At 61.3% G+C, this 20,748-nt stretch carries 11 protein-coding genes and 2 riboswitches; of the genes, 5 read left to right on the forward strand and 6 right to left on the reverse strand.

Translation table 11 applies throughout. From position 1 onward, the window contains the following. Window positions 1-11 precede the first annotated feature (11 nt). Both HBO10_RS25910 and metH read right to left on the reverse strand, forming a co-directional pair. On the reverse strand, window positions 12-4,856 hold the full coding sequence (locus tag HBO10_RS25910; protein ID WP_034126065.1) for a DUF6543 domain-containing protein: 4,845 nt from the start codon (window positions 4,854-4,856) through the stop codon (window positions 12-14). Window positions 4,857-4,994: 138 nt separating this feature from the next. Further along, complete coding sequence (gene metH / locus HBO10_RS25915; protein ID WP_034126064.1) at window positions 4,995-8,705, reverse strand: methionine synthase; 3,711 nt, start codon at window positions 8,703-8,705, stop codon at window positions 4,995-4,997. A gap of 167 nt (window positions 8,706-8,872) precedes the next feature. Here metH and HBO10_RS25920 point away from each other — a divergent pair, with 167 nt between their 5' ends. The 3 genes from HBO10_RS25920 to nfuA all read left to right on the forward strand — a co-directional run bounded on the left by HBO10_RS25920 (window position 8,873) and on the right by nfuA (window position 12,919). Further along, window positions 8,873-11,164 (forward strand): fatty acid cis/trans isomerase, encoded by a 2,292-nt coding sequence (locus HBO10_RS25920; protein WP_034126063.1) that lies wholly within the window; start codon window positions 8,873-8,875, stop codon window positions 11,162-11,164. An 85-nt stretch (window positions 11,165-11,249) separates the two neighbouring features. After that, window positions 11,250-12,275 (forward strand): acyltransferase, encoded by a 1,026-nt coding sequence (locus HBO10_RS25925; RefSeq protein ID WP_034126062.1) that lies wholly within the window; start codon window positions 11,250-11,252, stop codon window positions 12,273-12,275. 59 nt (window positions 12,276-12,334) lie between these two features. Beyond that, window positions 12,335-12,919 carry a Fe-S biogenesis protein NfuA gene (gene nfuA / locus HBO10_RS25930; protein WP_034126061.1) on the forward strand — a complete coding sequence of 195 codons (585 nt, stop codon included), beginning with the start codon at window positions 12,335-12,337 and terminating at the stop codon, window positions 12,917-12,919. A 191-nt stretch (window positions 12,920-13,110) separates the two neighbouring features. Here nfuA and cobM read toward each other — a convergent pair whose 3' ends face one another. From cobM to HBO10_RS25950, 4 genes are all read right to left on the reverse strand, one after another. Then, window positions 13,111-13,857, reverse strand: coding sequence for a precorrin-4 C(11)-methyltransferase (gene cobM / locus HBO10_RS25935; RefSeq protein ID WP_034126060.1), 747 nt, complete (start codon window positions 13,855-13,857; stop codon window positions 13,111-13,113). A gap of 70 nt (window positions 13,858-13,927) precedes the next feature. Then, the gene (locus HBO10_RS25940) at window positions 13,928-14,320 is read right to left on the reverse strand and encodes a cobalamin biosynthesis protein (RefSeq protein ID WP_169922155.1); all 393 of its coding nucleotides are present in this window, start codon (window positions 14,318-14,320) and stop codon (window positions 13,928-13,930) included. Next, window positions 14,317-15,021: a CbtA family protein gene (locus tag HBO10_RS25945; protein ID WP_034126058.1), complete on the reverse strand. Its 705-nt coding sequence runs from the start codon at window positions 15,019-15,021 to the stop codon at window positions 14,317-14,319. Before HBO10_RS25945 ends, HBO10_RS25940 begins: the two co-directional genes overlap by 4 nt. Before the next feature lie 11 nt (window positions 15,022-15,032). Continuing rightward, window positions 15,033-15,221 (reverse strand): CbtB-domain containing protein, encoded by a 189-nt coding sequence (locus HBO10_RS25950; protein ID WP_003190735.1) that lies wholly within the window; start codon window positions 15,219-15,221, stop codon window positions 15,033-15,035. A 96-nt stretch (window positions 15,222-15,317) separates the two neighbouring features. Beyond that, window positions 15,318-15,532, reverse strand: a riboswitch (cobalamin riboswitch). A gap of 41 nt (window positions 15,533-15,573) precedes the next feature. Next, window positions 15,574-15,774: riboswitch (cobalamin riboswitch) on the forward strand. A 92-nt stretch (window positions 15,775-15,866) separates the two neighbouring features. Between HBO10_RS25950 and cobW the strand changes: the two genes are divergently transcribed. Both cobW and cobN read left to right on the forward strand, forming a co-directional pair. After that, the gene (gene cobW, locus HBO10_RS25955; protein WP_034126057.1) at window positions 15,867-16,928 is read left to right on the forward strand and encodes a cobalamin biosynthesis protein CobW; all 1,062 of its coding nucleotides are present in this window, start codon (window positions 15,867-15,869) and stop codon (window positions 16,926-16,928) included. Window positions 16,929-16,930: 2 nt separating this feature from the next. Further along, on the forward strand, window positions 16,931-20,692 hold the full coding sequence (cobN, locus tag HBO10_RS25960) for a cobaltochelatase subunit CobN (protein ID WP_034126056.1): 3,762 nt from the start codon (window positions 16,931-16,933) through the stop codon (window positions 20,690-20,692). Window positions 20,693-20,748: the final 56 nt, after the last annotated feature.

The raw sequence follows: 20,748 nt of genomic DNA on the forward strand, positions 1-20,748 counted from the left end.
TCTGTCGAGGCTCATTTGGAACCCAGTACCTCCAACCCCAGGAATAGGCGCTGATCAAGCGGTGGCTTGATCTCGGCTTTCTCCAGGTTGACCACGGCGCGGTTGTCGGCACGCGCCTGTTCAATCAGTTCCCGGCGCGTATATCGCTGTTCACTCGGGGTTTTAAGGTGACCGAAATCAGGTTGGGAGGGCGCTTGATCGACGGCCGAATAATGAAAATGCGCGTACCACAAAACATTGTCCTTTCCCTTTATACCCGCCCTGATTTTGCTTTTATCGCGTACTGCATACTCGGTGAGAAAGTCACCGGCCTTCAACGGCACGCGGCTCTTCACCAGGTTGATATCGACAAAACCGTGTTTCCACAAGTAATCGACGTGGGAGGCTTTGGGGCGTTGCAACTTGTACCCTTCGCTGCAACGCTCACGTGCCTGTTGCGTTGCCTCGGCCGCCAGGCTGCGGTACTGATCGATCAACGTGCGAGCGCCGGGATCGTTGGCGTGATCGCGCTGGAGTTCTTCGGCAAGGGTTGTGAATTTCGCTGCGTGCTGGGTCAGTATCACATCCCACTCAAGGGGATCGAGGCTTTCCAGTCGGCCCGGGTCGCGTAACTTTCGTTGTTGGAAGGCGATGCTGCTGTCAATGCCGGTGCGCTCGTCCCTGACGGTTTGCGCCTGTGCTTCTATGGTTTTCAGCGAACGCTTGATTGCCGTCGGCGCGGGCGCTGAGGGCCCGACCTCTTCAACCACGTTCCATACACCTTCGCCGGGGTGTTCAAGGTAGGTGGCGAGGGTTTTTCCGGTAAGCGGGTCCTTGATATCGACGAAGTTACCCGGTGTGTCGCGCTGGGCAGGGCGCACTTCACCCACCAGGGTCCTGCGGTCACGGGTCTTGATCACTCTTCGGTTCGGTGCTTTCTGCCGTGTGATGCGCTCGGGCGTTGGCAGTGGCGCGAAGCCTTCTTCCACCAGAATCAAATTGGCCAACTGCGCTTCAAGGCTGGTGCGGGCATAAGCCAGATAGTCCAGAAAAGGTTGGCGATGCTCCTCGCGAATGAAGCCGGAATTCATTTCAGCCAGCGACGTGACAGCATTTTCCAATTGCTCATATCGCTCCAGAACGTCCTTGAGAACGTCGATCTGCTCTCGGGCCGAATAGCCGGTAGTGGTGAGCATTTCCGTATGCGCCATCAAGCTGGTTGCGGTTCTCTTGTCGGTCAGCTCGCGTACGAATGGAAATTCCGTTGGGTTGCGCGAGTCATTCATGCGATTGAACACCAAGTCCATGAACACCAGCAGGGCGTGCTGTTTGATCGCGACCGAGCGGATGTTTTGATCAGAGGGCTTGCCTTGCAAGAGTATCTGGCGCAGGGCCGGGTCTGCCTCTTTGAGTAACGTCTCGATCTTTTCAGCGGGCTCGACCATTTCCGTAAGCGCGGCAAGCTGGCGTTTTTTGGTGATGATGTAGTCGTCGTAGGCGCCGCTGATGTTTTGCGGCAGCTCCCGTGATGCGCGGGCGCTGAGTTCAGCGTCGGTTTCTCCACGATCGGTTTCCAGGGCGTCTGCCATTTTTTGCGACACCGATTCGTAGATGCCTGCCCAGAAGTCAAAATTGCTTTTGCTTGCCCTGTTTCGCTCCCTTACATAAGTGGGGTCAGTCCTGTCGACAGCCATCAGTTCGCTGGTCTTGGCTTCGACTTTTTTCATCAGCGTCATTACCTCGCGGCCGTACTGCTGGAAGTTATCGAGGGCGATATTCCACTGCGTCCTGGCTTGGGCCGCCGCGACGCGCCGTTTCTCATGACGGATAAGAACTTCTGCGTGCAACTTCGGTATGTTCGCGGAACTGGCCAGCAATAACCAATCCTTGCGCAGGCTTTTGCTTTGTTCAACAAGTTGGGCACGGGCTGCGTTCAGAGTGCTTTGTAGCGAAAGCGAAGTGGGTATCAGCGAGAATATTTCGGCATTCAGTGCTTGCAATTCGGCCTTTAATACACCCAGTTTTTCGGCACGTTCCTTCTGCCATTTACTCAAGCGTTCCCGGGGCATTCCGCCCTCCAGCCTGGCGTGAGTGTCCAGGCGCCAGTGCCCCTGGTGGTCGCTTATCAGCTTGAAACCGGGGTGTTGCGGATATTGCGGGTGTACCAGATAGACCTCGTTGAATCCGGGCACGACATTGACCTGGAACAGCAACCCGCCGAGGCTGGCGTGCCAGGTGCCATTTATGCGGTAAAGGCCTTTGAGCGGGCCGCTGCCTTGCGCAGTCGGCAAGGGTTCAGGCCACGGCACATTGATGTCCAGCATCGCCCTCAGTCGTTCGCTTGCGTGTGGGCTTGCCAGCGAGCGAATGAAGTCCAGGGCGGTGTGGCCTGATGCCGGGGGTTCTCCCGGCAATGACACTGCGCCAGAACGTATCACTGGCGCATCCTGTGGTGGCGGCAGGCCTGGTGCACGGCGCCAGGTTTCAAGGCGCAACGCGCTGTCGGTTGCACTCGGTGGCGACAACGGTTTGGCAGAAGGCGATGCGCCATGCAGCAACACCATCGCAGTATTGAGCAGCAAATCAATCAGCGCCAACTCGCGGGTGGTGGGATCGTTGCTGTCCAGGCCTGCCAAGTCCTGCTCCAGGCTGGCAACCAGCACCAGGAACCAGCCGGCCAACATGGCTGGGCCCTGTATCAAGGGCAGCAGCAGTGTATTGAACAACAGCCAGGCACCCTCCATCACAATGGCCCATCGGCTTTCGGTGTTGGAGATCGACTCGCGGTCCGCCAGGTCGACCAGTGCCCGTGCGGTGCTGCCAAACAGATGGTTGGGCAGTTGGCCGTTGAGCTGGGACTGGAGCCATTCACCGGCGCCGTCATCGACGGCCAGGGTCGCGGGCGCTGGTTTCTCGGGTCGGTTGAACTCGTCGCCGGGCAAGAAGCGGATGATGTGCGGCTCTTTGATGCCGCCGTGTGCATAGATGGGGCGCGCCTTGTCCGACAGCCAGGTCAGCACGCTGTCCTGCAACGCACCCGGTTCGGCGATGGCCTCCAGCAGCGCCTGGCGCGTGGGGTATTCGTTGAGGGACTCGGCGTACAGCGGTCGGTACAGCAAGTGTGGGCCGACCTGGGAGTCGCGAGGCTCGATGATAAACATATTATTTACTTCGTCCGGTGTGGCCCCGGCTTTGCGGCACAACGCCAGTGGGCGCAGGACGATTTCCTGATCGTTGACGAGTCTGAGCGAAGGCGTTTCTCCCATGAGTGCCTTGACATACTGGTAACCCGTCACGGTCATGCCATGCTGCTGGCGGACCTTGAATTCCAGCGCCTGCATCGGCAGATGAGCCTTCAGTTCGCGAGTAAACAGCAACTCGCGGCGACGCGCCTCGACGGTATCGGACAGCAGCAGATCTTTGAGGGCATTAGGGTAGGTGGTGCCGATATCGACGCGCTGGATCAGGCCGTTGCTGCCCATCAGATAGTCTTCATTCAACCAGCCAGGCAGTGGCGTGGCTGTTGTGGAAGACAGCTTCAACGTACCTTTGGGCTTGCCGGCCAGATTCTTCAGGGCCAGCTCCGTCAGCGACATGCGCACGTGTTCGATGATTCCCGCGCCGCCCGGATAACCTGCCGCTACCGCAAAGTCCAACAGCACCGCATCAGGGTCGAAATCGCCGTGATCGGCTTGCATCTGCTTGCGCAATGCGCTGCGGCTGAATGTGTGGATGTTTTCAATACCCTCGTTGAACGATCGCCCCTGGTTTTTTTGCAGAACATGCGCCATATCCTGCAAGTGGCGGTGATAGGCGAAACGATCCGCGGGCTCGGCTTGCTTGAGCCATTGCGGCAGTTGCTGGCTCACGATGCCAAGGCGCTCGGTGTCGGGCAACTTGATGTCGGTAAAATACCTGGCCGGGTTGGTGATCATGTCCAGGCGTTGATCGAGTTCTTTTTCGTCTTGCCCCTGGAACGATAGGGCTGCCAGGTCTTCGAGTTGTTGGTTGAGGATCAGCCCGGCCTGTTGTTCAAATACGTTGGCGGCAGTTTCGTTGCGTTGCCAAGTGAGGCTGTCGAACTGAAACTCGCGTTGCATCCTGCTCCCCCAGGCCTGGCTGAACGCCTCCAGCGAATCAAACGCCTGGATTGCGCCGGCTACGCTGTAGAGCAACACCTGTTTATCGCGTACCAATAACAGGTCCGGGGTCAATACCCGCACCGTCTTGCCGAGGCGGGTGAGTGTGCTCTCGATGAAATATACATAGGTGGCGGGTGAGGAACGGGGCAGGCGCTCACGTTGCGCTGGCCAGGCGGCGACTACCGCCAGCATATCGCGCTGCACGTCGCTCAGCGGTGACTGGCTGGCCGCAGTGGCAATCATCTGACCATTGAGAAACTCTGCAAGCCACTGCCAGCGGCTGTTGCCATGATTGTCGACCTGGCTCCAGTAGTCGGCCAGATCGTGTTGCATGTACAAGTAAAGGGACGCGGGAAATTCGTCAAGAATCTGGGCGACCACCTGCATGTCGAGCGGCTGGCCATCCCCGGTCTTGAGCGCGGCGGGGGGCTGTGTCGTGAGGAAGTACGGACGCTCGCGTACGGCGCGCAGGTCAAGTAACTGTGGGTTCAGTACATGGGCGACAGCCACCTCCATGAGTGCGGGGTAGGTGTATTCGCCATTGGGCTGAGGGCTGGCCAGTTTGACCGCAAGCCAGTCGAGGTCCAGCGACGGGTAGTGCTCCAGCATCCGACTGCGCAATGCCTTGAAGACGACGGAATACAGCGCCGGCCGCGTAGCGAAGCGCTCATGCACTGCCTGGGCGGGCAGTTGGCGAAAGGCTGAGTTTGACGAGGGAGTATTGGGTTCGGTCATGATGACATGCGTTTCCTGTATAAAACCGGTTGTGCTGAGCTGCCGGTTCAGCGGACCGAGAATCGGTCCGACACAGGAAATCGCATTGAGTCATCGTAGGTGCGGTAAACGGTTACCGCAGCCAGTAGCAGCGTTACCTCAGTTGTCGTAGCCCAGGTTCGGCGCCAGCCAACGCTCCGTCACGCTCAGGTCCTGGCCTTTGCGTGCCGTGTAGCTGGTGACCTGATCCTTGTCGACCTTGCCCACGGCGAAGTACTGCGCCTGTGGGTGGGCAAAATACCAGCCGCTGACCGCTGCCGCCGGGAACATTGCGTAGTGCTCGGTGAGGAACACGCCGCTGCGACCAGCGTGCATTTCGCGGGCTTCGGGGTCGAGCAGTTGGAACAGCTGGGCTTTTTCGGTGTGATCCGGGCACGCCGGGTAGCCGGGGGCAGGGCGGATGCCGCTGTATTGCTCCTTGATCAGCGCCTCGTTGTCCAGTTGCTCGTCCTTGGCGTAGCCCCAGTGTTCTTTACGCACTTGCTGGTGCAGCCATTCGGCGCAGGCTTCGGCCAGGCGGTCGGCGAGGGCCTTGACCATGATCGAGTTGTAGTCATCGCCCGCGTCCTGGTAAGCCTTGGCCACTTCCTCGGCACCGATGCCCGCGGTGGTGATGAACCCACCGATGTAATCGGTCACGCCGCTGTCCTTGGGGGCGACGAAGTCGGCGAGGGAGAAGTTCGGTTTGCCGTCGGTCTTGATGATCTGCTGGCGCAGGTGGTGCAGCCTGGCAATAGGCTGGCCGTCGTCGCCGTAGACTTCCAGGTCGTCATCCTGCACTTGGTTGGTCGGCCAGAAACCGAACACCGCCCGGGCGCTGATGAGTTTCTCGTCGATCAACTTCTTGAGCATTTCCCGGGCATCGGCATACAGCGCGGTAGCCGCTTCACCTACCACCTCATCGGTGAGGATGCGCGGGAACTTGCCGGCCAGGTCCCAGGAGATGAAGAACGGCGTCCAGTCGATGTACTCGGCCAGGACGTTGAGGTCGATATTGTCCAGTACCCTGGCGCCGGTAAAGGTTGGCACCACCGGGGTGTAGCTGTTCCAGTCGAACTGCGGCTTCTTGGCGATTGCCGCCGGGTAGCTCAGGCGCTCGGTGCGCGCACTGCGGTTGGAGGTGCGCTCACGTACGTCGATGTATTCCAGGCGGGTCTTCTCGACGAAACCGGCCTTCAATTCCTTGGACAGCAACTGGGTGGCCACGCCCACGGCGCGGGAGGCGTCGGTGACGTAGATCACCGCGTCGTTGCTGTACTTGGGCTCGATCTTAACCGCCGTGTGCGCCTTGGACGTGGTGGCGCCACCGATCATCAGCGGCAGGTGGAAATCCTGGCGCTGCATCTCGCGGGCCACATGCACCATTTCATCCAGGGACGGGGTGATCAGACCGGACAGGCCAATGATGTCGCATTTCTGCTCCTTGGCCACCTGCAGGATCTTCTCCGCCGGCACCATCACGCCCAGGTCGACAATGTCATAGCCGTTGCAACCCAGCACCACGCCGACAATGTTCTTGCCGATGTCATGCACGTCGCCCTTGACCGTGGCCATCAGGATCTTGCCCTTGGCTTCGGGTTTGTCGCCTTTTTCCAGCTCGATGAACGGAATCAAGTGCGCCACCGCCTGCTTCATCACCCGGGCGGATTTCACTACCTGGGGCAGGAACATCTTGCCGGCGCCAAACAGGTCGCCAACGATGTTCATGCCCGACATCAACGGGCCTTCGATCACTTCGATCGGGCGTGCGAACGACAGGCGCGACTCTTCGGTGTCTTCGACGATGTGCGTGGTGATGCCCTTGACCAGCGCATGTTCCAGGCGCTTGTTGACCTCCCAGCCGCGCCATTCCTCGGTCTCGGCTTCCTTGACGCTGCCGTCGCCCTTGTACTTGTCGGCAATCGCCAGCAGGGCGTCGGTGCCCTCGGGTGTGCGGTTGAGTACTACGTCTTCGACGGCGTCACGCAGCTCGGCGGGGATCTGGTCGTAGATCTCCAACTGGCCGGCGTTGACGATACCCATGGTCAGGCCCGCACGGATCGCATGCAGCAGGAACACCGAGTGGATCGCTTCGCGCACCGGGTTGTTGCCGCGGAACGAGAACGACACGTTGGACACGCCACCGGAGGTCAGCGCATACGGCAGTTCGTCGCGGATATAGGCACAGGCGTTGATGAAATCGACGGCATAGTTGTTGTGCTCTTCGATACCGGTGGCGACCGCGAAGATGTTCGGGTCGAAGATGATGTCTTCCGGTGGGAAGCCGACTTCGTTGACCAGGATGTCGTAGGAGCGTTTGCAGATTTCTTTCTTGCGCGCTTCGGTGTCGGCCTGACCGGCTTCGTCAAAGGCCATCACCACCACCGCCGCGCCGTAGCGCTTGCACAGTTTTGCGTGGTGAATGAACTGCTCCACGCCTTCCTTCATGCTGATGGAGTTGACGATGCCCTTGCCCTGGATGCATTTGAGGCCGGCTTCGATCACTTCCCACTTGGAGGAGTCGATCATGATCGGCACGCGGGAGATGTCCGGCTCGCCGGCGATCAGATTGAGGAAGGTCACCATGGCCTTCTTCGAATCCAGCATGCCTTCGTCCATGTTGATGTCGATCACCTGGGCGCCGGCTTCCACCTGCTGCAGGGCGACTTCCAGGGCTTCGGTGTAGTTGTCTTCGCGGATCAGGCGGGCGAACTTGGCCGAACCCGTGATGTTGGTACGTTCGCCGACGTTGACGAACAACGAACTGCGGTCGATGGTGAACGGCTCCAGGCCCGACAGGCGGCAGGCCTTGGGAATGTCCGGGATCGGGCGCGGCGCATAACCGGCCACGGCCTTGGCGATTGCTTCGATATGCCCCGGCGTAGTACCGCAGCAACCGCCGACGATGTTCAGGAAGCCGCTTTGGGCGAATTCTTCGATGACCTTGGCGGTTTCTGACGGCAGTTCATCGTACTCGCCGAACTCATTGGGCAGGCCAGCGTTCGGGTGCGCCGACACATGGGTGTTGGCCTTGTTCGACAACTCCTCCAGGTAGGGGCGCAGTTCACTGGCGCCAAGGGCGCAGTTCAAACCGACCGAGATCGGCTTGGCGTGTGCCACGGAGTTCCAGAACGCTTCGGTGGTCTGGCCCGACAGGGTACGGCCGGACGCGTCGGTGATGGTGCCGGAGATCATGATCGGCAGTTCCACGCCCAGTTCCTCGAACACCCCTTGCACGGCGAAGATCGCGGCCTTGGCGTTAAGGGTGTCGAAGATGGTTTCGATCAGGATCAGGTCGGCGCCGCCTTCGATCAGGCCCTTGGTGGCTTCGGTGTAGTTTTCCACCAGCTCATCGAAGGTCACGTTGCGGTAGCCGGGGTTGTTCACGTCCGGCGACAGCGAGCAGGTGCGGCTGGTCGGGCCCAGCACGCCGGCCACGAAGCGCGGTTTGGCCGGGTTCTCGTGGGTTTTGGCGTCGGCCACCTTGCGCGCCAGGCGTGCGCCTTCCACGTTCAGTTCATAGGCCAGTTCTTCCATGCCGTAGTCGGCCATGGAGATACGCGTGGCGTTGAAGGTGTTGGTTTCAAGAATGTCGGCGCCGGCGTCCAGGTAGGCTTTTTCAATGCCGCCGATCACGTCCGGGCGGGTCAGCACCAGCAGGTCGTTGTTGCCTTTGACGTCGCTTGGCCAATCGGCGAAGCGTTTGCCACGGTAGTCCTGCTCCTCAAGCTTATAGCTCTGGATCATCGTGCCCATGCCACCATCAAGGATCAGGATGCGTTCCTTGAGGGCTTGGTGAAGGGCTTGCAGGCGAGCGCTACGATCGGGCATGGGACTACTCTGGTCAGGCATTACGGAGGGCGTGAATCATAGCAAACCTGTGCCGATTTGGAGCATGTCCGGGTTGTGCATGAATATCGCTCATGTTGCTGGCGGTCATGGCCCGGTAGAATCACCGCCATTTCACAGACCGCACGCCTTGAATCGGGACCCGATACATGTCACTTCGTTTGATCGTCAGCGCCGTCCTGGCCTTGATAGCCAGTACTGCGCAGGCAGGGGGTCCCGCTTCGGCGATTTCCTATACCCGCGATATCCAACCGATCTTCACCGAGAAATGCGTGGCCTGCCACGCCTGCTACGACTCCGCCTGCCAGCTCAACCTCGGGAGCGCCGAGGGCGCCGCACGCGGGGCAAGCAAAATGCCGGTGTATGACGGCGAGCGCAGCCAGGCCACGCCAACTACGCGGTTGTTTTATGACGCATTCGGTAAGCAGGCGTGGCAGCAGAAGGGCTTCTATTCGGTGCTGGACGCCCAGGGCAGCCAGGCTGCGCTGATGGCGCGCATGCTGGAGCTGGGGCACAACGCGCCGCTGGCGCCCAATGCCAAGCTGCCCGACAACATTGTGCTGGGGCTCAACCGCGAAAATATGTGCGCAACGCCCGGCGAGTTCAATGCCTATGCCGGCGCTCACCCCAAGGAAGGCATGCCGCTGGCGGTCACCGGCCTGACCGATCAGCAGTACCAGACTTTGCAACGCTGGCTGGCCTCCGGCGCGCCGATTGACGAGCAGGGCCTGGCGCCGAGCGCCAGGGAAGCGTTGCAAGTGCAACAGTGGGAAAACCTGTTCAACCAGCCGGGCGCCCGGGAAAGCCTGGTGGCGCGCTGGCTGTTCGAGCATTTGTTCCTGGCGCATATCTATTTCGAGAACGGCGAGCCGGGGCATTACTTCCAGTGGGTGCGTTCGCGTACGCCCAGTGGCCAGCCGATTGACCTGATCGCCACCCGCCGCCCCAACGACGACCCCGGCACCCAGGTGTACTACCGCCTGTGGCCGGTGCAGGGCGTGATCGTGCATAAAACCCACATCACTTACCCCTTCAGCGCGGCGAAGATGGCGCGGATCAAGGCATTGTTCTACGCCGCCGACTGGCAAGTCACGGCCTTGCCAGGCTACGGCCCCGGCAGCCGCGCCAACCCGTTCGCGACATTCGAAGCCATCCCGGCTAAAGCGCGTTACCAATTCATGCTCGATAACGCTGAGTACTTCGTGCGTACCTTCATTCGCGGGCCGGTGTGCCGTGGGCAGATCGCCACGGACGTGATCCGCGATAACTTCTGGACGCTGTTCCAGGACCCCGACCACGATCTGTACGTCACCGATGCGCGTTATCGCGGCCAGGCCACGCCGTTGCTGGCCATGCCCGGGCAGAATGACGACGTGGGCAGTGTGCTGAGCCTGTGGCTGGCCTATCGCGACAAGCGCAACCAGTACGAAGCCTTGCGCCGTGACAACTATGCAGACCTGCCGGCGCCGAGCTGGTCGACATTGTGGGCGGGCAATGACAATGCCTTGTTGAGCATTTTCCGCCATTTCGACAGCGCCTCGGTGACCAAGGGCCTGATTGGCGAGGTTCCGCAGACGATGTGGCTGTTCGACTACCCACTGCTGGAACGCACCTATTACCAGTTGGCGGTGAATTTCGATGTGTTTGGCAACGTCTCGCACCAGGCCCAGACCCGCCTGTATTTCGACCTGATCCGCAACGGTGCCGAGCAGAACTTCCTGCGCCTGATGCCCGCCGACACCCGCGAAGACTTCATGGACGACTGGTACCAGAACAGCGGCAAGCTCAAGCTGTGGCTGGACTACGAAGCGATTGACGATGACAAGGCCAGTGGTTTGCACCTGAGCGAAAAAGACCCCAAGCGTGACTTCGCCAACCAGTTGCTGACCCGCTACGGCCATTTGAACGCCAGCCCCGACCCGATCAACCGCTGCAGCGGCGCGTTCTGCTCCCGCGACGGCATCGACCCGGCCTTGCAGGATGCCGAACAAGCGCTGAGCCGCCTGACCTCGCGGCCGGCCGCGGGGCTCAAGGTGATCGAGCAATTGCCCGAAGCCACGATGCTGCGCATCGAAACTGCCAGCGGCAAGCGCGAGGTCTACAGCCTGCTGCGCAACCGTGCCCACAGTAACGTGGCGTTTCTGCTGGGTGAGGCGTATCGCTATCAGCCGGGCCTGGACACTGTGACCATTTACCCTGGCGTGCTCAGCAGCTACCCGAACTTCATGTTCAATATCCAGGCCCGGCAAGTGCCTGAGTTTGTGGCGCAGATGGAGCAGGCCAAGGACGCCAAGAGCTTCGAAAAAATCGTCGACCGCTGGGGTGTGCGCCGCAGTCACCCGCTGTTCTGGCAGTACTTCCATGATTTGTCGCGGTACATCCACGAAACCACGCCGGTGGAAGAGGGTGTATTGGACATGAACCGCTATGAGAACCTATAACTATCGTTATTGATCCAGTCATCTCTCCAATCAGGTGCTGAAGCGGTCGGATATTTACCAACAGACTGGAAAAGGTTCTCCGACGATGTTGATTTCAGTGCAGGCGCTACGTGCCTTGGCGGCGTGGATGGTGGTAGGCCACCATTTCATGCAGTTGTTTTTCGACTTTGAAGCCCACAACGCGCTGGAGTATCTGCTCGCCGATAAAGGCGGTATCGGGGTGGATGTGTTCTTTGTGATCAGCGGCCTGGTGATTTTCCTGGCGAGCGCTGACAAGGCACTGACCCCCTGGCGTTTCATGCTGATGCGCGTGGCCAGGATCGCTCCGGCGTACTGGTTTTACACCTTGCTCTTGGCCCTTCTGGTGTCAGCGGTGCCCTCGATGTTTCCAGAGGTGCGACTGGAACTGAGCCACGTACTTCTGTCGATGCTCTTTGTGCCTGCGCAGAACCCCGGTGGGTACGGCATCTATCCGCTGTTGGATGTGGGGTGGACATTGAACTTCGAGATGCTGTTTTACGTGCTGTTCGCCTGTGCCTTGCTGGTTCACCGGGACTATCGGCTATGGATGGTAGCGGTGCTGTTGTACCTGGTGTGTGACCTCATCGGGCCGGCCTTCGACCTGGCCGGTGGTTTTTACCGCGATGACATTGTCATCGAGTTTCTGATGGGTATCGGGATTGGCATGCTGTATCGCCGCGGCCTGTGTCGGGCCAAACCGTGGCTGCCGTTGCTGGGGATCATGGCTGCCCTGGCGGCGATTTATCACGGGGCCGATGTTCCCCGCGCGTTGGAGTGGGGCGTGCCCAGTGCACTCTTGGTCATCAGTTGCGTGACATTAGAGCCCTGTTTCAAGGGTTCCAGGGTATTGAAGATGCTCGGCGATTGCTCTTATTCGGTGTACTTGATCCATGTGCTCGTACTGGTCGCCGGGCGATGGGTTGTCGAGCGAACGGGTATGGATCCCTACGCAGTCCTGGCGGTTTGCATCGTACTGATACTGTTGGGTTCCTATGGCAGTTACCAATGGTTGGAGAAGGGAACCTATCGGATGCTCAAGCGTTGGTGGGGTATTGAGGGCCCGGAAATAATTTCCCGACAAAAATACTAGGACTTTGTACCTCTGTAATGATTTGGCGTAAACTGCGGGCAAGCCTGTGAGGAGTTTCCATGACTGCCATAACCATTACCGACGCCGCCCACGATTACCTGGCTGACCTGCTGTCCAAGCAGAACACCCCAGGTATCGGCATCCGCGTCTTTATCACCCAGCCCGGCACCCAGTACGCCGAGACTTGCATTGCCTACTGCAAGCCCGGCGAAGAAAAGCCTGAAGACACTGCTCTGGGGCTCAAAAGCTTCACCGCGTATATCGACGCCTTCAGCGAAGCCTTTCTGGACGACGCCGTGGTCGACTACGCCACCGACCGTATGGGCGGCCAGTTGACCATCAAGGCCCCCAACGCCAAGGTGCCGAACGTCAACGCCGACAGCCCGGTCAATGAGCGCATCAACTATTACCTGCAAACCGAGATCAACCCGGGGCTGGCCAGTCATGGCGGCCAGGTGAGCCTGATCGACGTGGTGGATGACGGTATCGCCGTACTGAAGTTCGGCGGCGGCTGCCAAGGCTGCGGCCAGGCGGACGTAACCCTGCGCGCAGGTATCGAGCGCACCCTGCTCGAACGCATCCCGGAGCTCAAGGGTGTACGTGATGTGACCGACCACACGCAGAAAGAAAACGCCTACTACTGAGTAAGGTGTTCACTGCGAGCATAAAAAACGGCGCCCCGTGAGCGCCGTTTTTTTATGCGCTCTTTGTAGGAGCGAGCTTGCTCGCGAAAAGCGTCAACGATAATGCATGCTTGCTGAATAAGCGCGGCGCCTATGGGGTTTTCGCGAGCAAGCTCGCTCCTACGGGGATTAGGGCAAGCCACCCCACATAATCAGGGTCTGTAAAGGTGGGCATGCCCGGCCCGATACAGCGACGACTCGCCGAAACTGTCGCTGGCCAGCACCCGGCCCACCACAATCAGCGCCGTGCGCCGGAACCCCTTGGCTGTGACCTTGGCGGCAATATCTGTCAGGGTGCCGACAACCCAATCCTGATCCGGCCAGGTCGCTCGGTGCACCACGGCAATTGGGCAATCAGCGCCATAGTGGGGCAGCAGTTCGACGACGATCTTTTCCAGGTGATTGACCCCCAAGTGAATCGCCATGGTCGTACCATGGCGGGCCAGGCTGTCGAAGCTCTCACCGGGCGGCATGTTGGTTTTGTCGGCGTAGCGGGTCAGGATCACGCTCTGGGCGATGTCCGGCAGAGTCAGCTCGGTTTCCAGCAACGCGGCGCAGGCCGCTACTGCCGTAACCCCGGGAATGATCTGAAAAGGAATACCCACTTCCCGCAAGTGGCGGATCTGCTCGCCAATCGCCCCATACAGGCTGGGATCGCCGGAGTGCACCCGCGCCACATCCTGGCCTTTGGCATGGGCCGTCTTGATCAACTCCATGATCTGTTCCAGGTGCAGCTCGGCACTGTTGACCACCTGGAACGCCTGATGACCTTCCAGTACGGCGGCGGGCACCAGCGAGCCGGCGTAGATGATCACCGGGCAACTGCGGATCAGTCGCTGGCCTTTGACGGTGATCAATTCCGGGTCGCCGGGGCCGGCGCCGATAAAGTAGACGGTCATGGAGAAGTCCTGTTCAGAAACGGGTGAGCATGAACACGGCTCATGCTCAAAAGCGGCAATTATCGGGATTTTAGCCCGCGCAGGCCAATGCAAGGGTGGCCTGTGCGCTTTTCTGGCGGGTGATCAGCAGGCGCGCGGGGCCGTTGGACAGGTGCTCGGCCAGGGCCAGGGCGGCGCTTTCGGCCACCCCATAACAGCCGGTATGGGCAAACGCCAGCGTTGAGAGATGACTTAGCCGATGCTCATAGTCCGCCAGTCGCTCGGCGCTGAAGCACTGCAAGGGCAGGTTCAACCGCTGGGCCAGCGCCAGCAGCCCAGGTTCATCGCGCTTGCGATCAATGCTTGCCAGCGCAGTTATGCGTGAGCGATCAATGCCTGCCGCGACCAGGGCTCCGTCCAGCAACGCCAGCAGGCTGTGAACCTCACAGCCACGCTGGCAGCCCAAACCGACAACCAGCATCATGCCGAGTATTGGTCGTCGCCGTTGCGGCGGAACAACCAGGCGCTGATCAGGCCCAGGGCCAGCCAGAAGGCGACGTTGGTCAACTGCGAGGCGATCTTGAACTGCGCTTCGAGCGCCTCCGGGGCCAGCATTGAATGTACCTCAGGTTGCGGAGCGCCGATGACGTGGGGTACGGCAAGGATCGCCAGCCCAAGGCCTTTCAACAGCCAGTTGCGGCCGAACACGATCAGCGCCAGGCCTGCAGCGGTGGAGGCTGCGGTGCCGATCCACCAGGTCTGGCGTAGCGTCAGGTCAGCCGCCGCAGTGCCGGGCAGTTCCGGTGGCAGGCCCAGGGTGGGTGCCAGTACAAAGGTCGCGTAGCCGGCCAGGCCCCAGAGCAGGCCTTGGGCGGCGCGGGTCGGCGCGCGCAGCGTGTAGAGGCCGGCGAGCATCAGTGCAAAGCCTACGGCCACCACCAGGTTGCCTCCAGTGGTGGACAACACACGCTGCCAGCCATCTTCCGGCTCCCAGGCTTGGGCATCGTGGCTGTGGGCAGCAGCGCCAGCGGCGTGCTCGTGCACCACTTCAGCGGCTGGCGGGGCTTTTTCAAAGCTTTCCGCCTGCAGGATCAGCGGTGCCACCCAGAAACTTTGCAGCAGGGTCAGCAGCAAGGCAGCCAAAAGCCCAGTGAACCCTGCGGTTTGCGCAATACGCTTGATCATGTCGGCAGCTCTCAATGGCACGGGAACGCGGCGCTGTGGCGGGTATCGTGGGCGGCGTTGTGCACCGCCTCGATATGCGAGAACCCGGCGAAATACACCAAACACGCGCCGAGTATCGACGCACCGATGGCGGCGGTCAGGCGTTGGCTGAGGGTGGCGGTGCTAGTAGCGGTGTGCGAAGTGCTGCTGATGATCGACATGGCGCGTCCCTTTCAGGTGTCAGGGTGAAACGAGCGCATGAAAACCCCACGCGCCAGGCACGCAGGGTTCTGAACAGCGCCCGCCCACCGCGGGTTTGTTATCTGAATTTTTCGGGCCGGTCTCCGGGCTTGCGAGGGGCGGCTCTTGAAAGAGTCCTCCTGAAAGCATCGCCTTCCCATGCATAAAGCACAGTGGCCGTGACGCTTCGCTCGCTTACCGTTGCGGGGGCAGCACCGGACTGGTCATAGGTCTATGACGCACCGGTTTCCCGTTTCACCCTGTGAAGGGCACCCGAAACAAGGCGTGTAGGAGAGCATGGGCCGGGACGGTAGTCAAATGCTGCAAGCCACTGTAGCCTTGCACCTTCGAGGTTCTTCGGCCCAGGCCGAAGCTAAGAAGGGAACGCGGTTCAAGCCGCGGCTGCCCCCGCAACTGTGAAGGGTTCAGTTGACTGCCACGCCACTGCCGATAGGGCGGGAAGGCGCAGTCAGCGTTGGTCGCAAGACCTGCACACCCCAAGCCAGGAGACCTGCCTCGCAACCGATTTTCCAATTCAACCGGGCGGGGTGATCCGGTGACGAAATCCGCTGCTGCGCGCTGCCGCAGGGCCTGTCGTCCCGTATGCCCGCCCCAAAGGGCATCCGATGAAAACACTGGCCAAACTTCCCGTCACCATCGTTACCGGCTTCCTTGGCTCGGGCAAAACCACGCTGTTGCGCCATATGCTCGACAACGCCCAGGGCCGTCGCATTGCGGTGATCGTCAACGAGTTCGGCGAGCTGGGCATCGACGGGGAAATCCTCAAGCAGTGTTCTATCGGTTGCACCGAAGAAGAGGCCAATGGCCGCGTCTACGAGCTGGCCAACGGTTGCCTGTGCTGCACCGTGCAGGAAGAGTTCTTTCCGGTGATGCGCGAACTGGTCGCCCGTCGCGGTGACCTGGACCATATCCTCATCGAAACCTCGGGCCTGGCCCTGCCCAAGCCGTTGGTGCAAGCCTTCCAGTGGCCGGAAATCCGCAGCGCCTGCACCGTTGACGCGGTGATCACCGTAGTCGACAGCCCAGCCGTGGCCGCCGGTACCTTTGCCGCCTTCCCGGATCAGGTCGACGCCCAGCGCAAACTTGACCCCAACCTGGACCACGAGTCGCCGTTGCACGAGCTGTTCGCCGACCAACTGGCCAGCGCCGACCTGGTGATCCTCAACAAAGCCGACCTGATCAGCGCCGAAGACCTGGCCCGCGTGCGCCTGGAAGTGGCCGAAGAACTGCCGCCGGCGGTGAAGATCATCGAAGCCAGCAGCGGTCGTCTGCCCCTGGACGTGCTGATCGGCCTGGGCGCCGGTTCCGAAGAGCATATCGACGGGCGTCACAGCCATCACGACCATCACCACGAGGGTGAAGACGACCACGATCACGATGCCTTTGACTCCATCTCCATCGACTTGCCCCAAGCCGATGAGGCGCTGCTGCTCGACGCCCTGACCCAATTGGTGGTGCAGCACGGCATCCTGCGGGTGAAAGGTTTCGCCGCGATCCCCAACAAACCGATGCGCCTGCTGATCCAGGGTGTGGGCACGCGCTTTGACAAACACTTCGACCGTGCCTGGGGCGCTGACGAAGCACGCACCACGCGCCTGGTGCTGATCGGCCAGGAACTGGACGCCGCTGGCCTCGAAGCGCAATTGCGCGCTGCCCTCAGCGTTTAACCATGCACCTGCTCAGGACCCAACCCGGTGGTTTCGTCGCGGACGACAATATTGCCGACCTTGGCCAGACCCCCGCTGAACTGGTGATCCTGTGCAGCGGCGACTCCAGCCTGGCGCTGCTCGCCGAAGCCGCCCAGCAATTGCCCGAGGATTACCCCAGCCTGCGCCTGGCCAACCCGATGCAGGTGCAGAACCATGCCTCGGTCGACCTGTACGTGGACGAGGTATTGCGCCACGCCAAGGTCATCCTGCTGTCATTGCACGGCGGTATCGGGTATTGGCGCTACGGCATCGAGCGCCTGGTGGAGTTGGCCGAACGCGGCGTCACCCTGATCCTGGTGCCGGGTGACGACCGTCCGGACCCGGAACTCAGCGGCCTGAGCACTGTTGCTGCCGAACACCGCGAGCGCCTGTGGCACTTCCTGCGCCAAGGTGGCCTGGGCAATGCCCTGGATTTTTATCACTGCCTGGCCAGTGCCCACCTGGGCCGCGACTATGCCTGGGCCGAGCCGCAAGCGCTGCCGCGCACGGCGATCTATCACCCGCACAACGCCAATGCCCGCCTCAATGACTGGCAGGCCGATTGGCAGCCCGATTGGCCTGTGGCTGCGGTGCTGTTCTACCGCTCCCATTTACAGGCTGCCAATACCGGTTTTATTGATGTGTTCTGCCAGCGCTTACAGGCGGCGGGCCTCAACCCCTTGCCTATCGCGGTGGCCAGTTTGAAAGAACCCGGCTGCCTCTCGGTGGTCGAGGACCTGTTGGATGACGTGCAAGCCGCGGTAATTCTGAACACCACCGGCTTTGCCCAATCGAGCCCGGAAGCGCCGCATTTGCGCCCGTTTCGCCGCAATATCCCGGTGATCCAGGCGATCTGCGCCCAGGACAACCAACCCGGCTGGCAGGCCAGCGAACAAGGCCTGGGGCCCCGCGACCTGGCGATGCACATTGCCTTGCCGGAGCTTGACGGGCGCATCATCAGCCGGCCGATCAGTTTCAAGGACCTGGCCTGGCGCAGCGAGCGCAGCCAGTCGGACGTGGTGTGCTACCGCGCAGCGCCCGAACGCATGGATTTTGTCGCTGAGCTGGCACGCCGTTGGGTCGAGTTGGCGCGGGTGCCCAATGCCGAGAAACGGATTGCGTTGATCCTCGCCAACTACCCGACCCGCGACGGTCGCATCGGCAACGGCGTAGGCTTGGACACCCCTGCGGCAGCGCTGAATATCCTGCGCGCCTTGCAAGCCGAGGGCTACCCGGTGGCGGAGCGGCTGCCCGACAGCGGCACCGCGCTGATCCATGAACTGCTCGGCGGCGTCACCAACGATCTCGACAGCCTCGACCTGCGCCCCTGCCATCAAAGCCTGAGCCTTGTGGAATACCAGGCGATGTTTGATCGTTTGCCGGCCTCCAATCGCCAGGCCGTGCTGGAGCGTTGGGGCGCGCCGCAAAACGATCCGATGTGCCGCGATGGCCGCTTGATGGTCGCCGGCCTGCGCCTGGGCCTGACCTTTGTCGGCATCCAGCCGGCCCGGGGTTACCAGGTAGATGCCAGCGCGGTGTACCACGACCCGGACCTGGTGCCGCCCCATGGCTACCTGGCGTTCTATTTCTGGCTACGCCATACCTACCGCGCCCACGGCGTGATCCATGTGGGCAAGCACGGCAACCTGGAGTGGCTGCCCGGCAAAGGCGTGGGCCTGTCGGAGCACTGCTGGCCGGATGCATTGCTGGGGCCGCTGCCGAATGTCTACCCGTTTATCGTCAACGACCCGGGTGAGGGCGCCCAGGCCAAGCGGCGCACCCAGGCGGTGATCATCGACCACCTGATGCCACCGCTGACCCGCGCCGAAACCTACGGCCCGCTGCGTGACCTTGAGTTATTGGCCGACGAATATTACGAGGCGCAATTGCTCGACCCGCGCCGTGCGCTGGAGCTGCAAAAAGACATCCTCAAGCTGGTGCGCGAAACCCGTATCGACCAGGAGCTTGAACTGGGCAGTGAGGCGGATGCGGCGGTGTGGCTGCCGCGCCTGGATACCTACCTGTGCGACTTGAAGGAATCGCAGATCCGCGATGGCCTGCATATCTTTGGCGAGTCGCCCGAGGGCCGTTTGCGTATCGACACCTTGCTGGCGCTGTTGCGCATTCCCCGTGGCGATGGCCGGGGCCCGCAGTCGAGTCTGCTGCGTGTGTTGGCCAAGGCATTCGACCTGGGGTTTGATCCGCTCGATTGTGCACTGGCCGAGCCCTGGACGGGGCGGCGCCCGTTGGTGTTGCAGAAGATTGACGATCAGCTGTGGCGTACGGCCGGGGATACCCGTGAACGTCTGGAGTTGTACGCGGCGCGCTTGATCGAGCAGGCATTGGAAGGCCCCATCGAACAGTTGGAAGAGCCCGGCTGGCAGGAGGTGAAGTCGGTGATCGAAAGCCTGCGCATTGTCGTCGCGCCACGCCTGGATGCTTGCGGCCCCGCAGAGATGCGCGGCTTGCTCGATGCCTTGAATGGGCGTTTCGTCCCGGCCGGGCCCAGCGGTGCGCCGAGTCGCGGTCGGCTGGATGTGCTGCCTACGGGGCGTAACTTCTTTACCGTGGACGTACGCAACCTGCCAACCACCACGGCGTGGCGTCTCGGTTTCCAGTCGGCCAACCTGATTCTTGAGCGGCACCTGCAAGACCATGGCGACCACCTGCGCCAGCTCGGCCTGTCGGTATGGGGCACCGCGACCATGCGCACCGGCGGTGACGATATCGCCCAGGCCATGGCACTGATGGGCGTGCGCCCGGTATGGGCCACTGGCAGTCAGCGGGTGGACGATTTCGAGATCCTGCCGATCAGCTTATTGGACCGCCCGCGGGTGGACGTGACCCTGCGCGTATCCGGGTTCTTCCGCGATGCGTTTGCCAACCTGATCCGCCTGTTCGATGCGGCGGTGCAGGCGGTGGCCGCCCTGGATGAACCCGACGACATGAACCCGCTGGCCGCCAAAGTACGCAGTGAACGCCAAGCATTGCTTGAGGCGGGCCTGGATGAAGGTGCCGCGGCCAAGCAGGCCGGCTGGCGCATTTTCGGCGCCAAACCGGGTGCCTATGGCGCGGGCGTGCAGGGCGCGATTGACGGGCGCTTGTGGCAGAGCCGCGAGGACTTGGCCGAGGTCTACCTGAACTGGGGTGGCTACGCCTATGGTGGCGCTGACGAAGGCACTGCGGCCCGCGAGCAATTTGCCCAGCGTTTGAGCCAGGTGAAGGCGGTGTTGCAGAACCAGGACAATCGCGAGCACGACTTGCTCGACTCCAACGACTACTACCAATTCCAGGGCGGCATGCTGGCCGCCGTGGAAACCCTGAGCGGCGAAAAGGCCGCCAGCTACCATGGCGACCACAGCCAGCCGGACGTGCCGAAAATCCGCACCTTGAAGGAAGAGCTCAACCGGGTGATCCGTTCCCGTGCGGCCAACCCCAAGTGGATCGAAGGCGTGAAGCGCCATGGCTATAAAGGCGCGTTTGAAATGGCCGCGACTGTGGACAACCTGTTCGCCTTCGACGCTACCACCGCGCTGATTGACGATCACCAATACGCCTTGCTCGCCGATGCCTACCTGTTGGACCCTGACACCCGTGCCTTTGTGCAACAGCACAACCCCGATGCCCTGCGCGACATGACCGAGCGCATGCTCGAAGCCCAGCAACGTGGCTTGTGGCAGGCACCGGGGGCGTACCGCGAAGCCTTGGAAAACCTGTTGCTGGACATAGAAGAAGACAGCTGAGTGCTCGTTCCCGCGCTCCGCTGATCATTCCCTCGCTCCGCTGACCGTTCCCACGC

It is taken from the genome of Pseudomonas sp. WS 5503, from assembly GCF_012985385.1.
Lineage (GTDB): Bacteria > Pseudomonadota > Gammaproteobacteria > Pseudomonadales > Pseudomonadaceae > Aquipseudomonas > Aquipseudomonas paracarnis.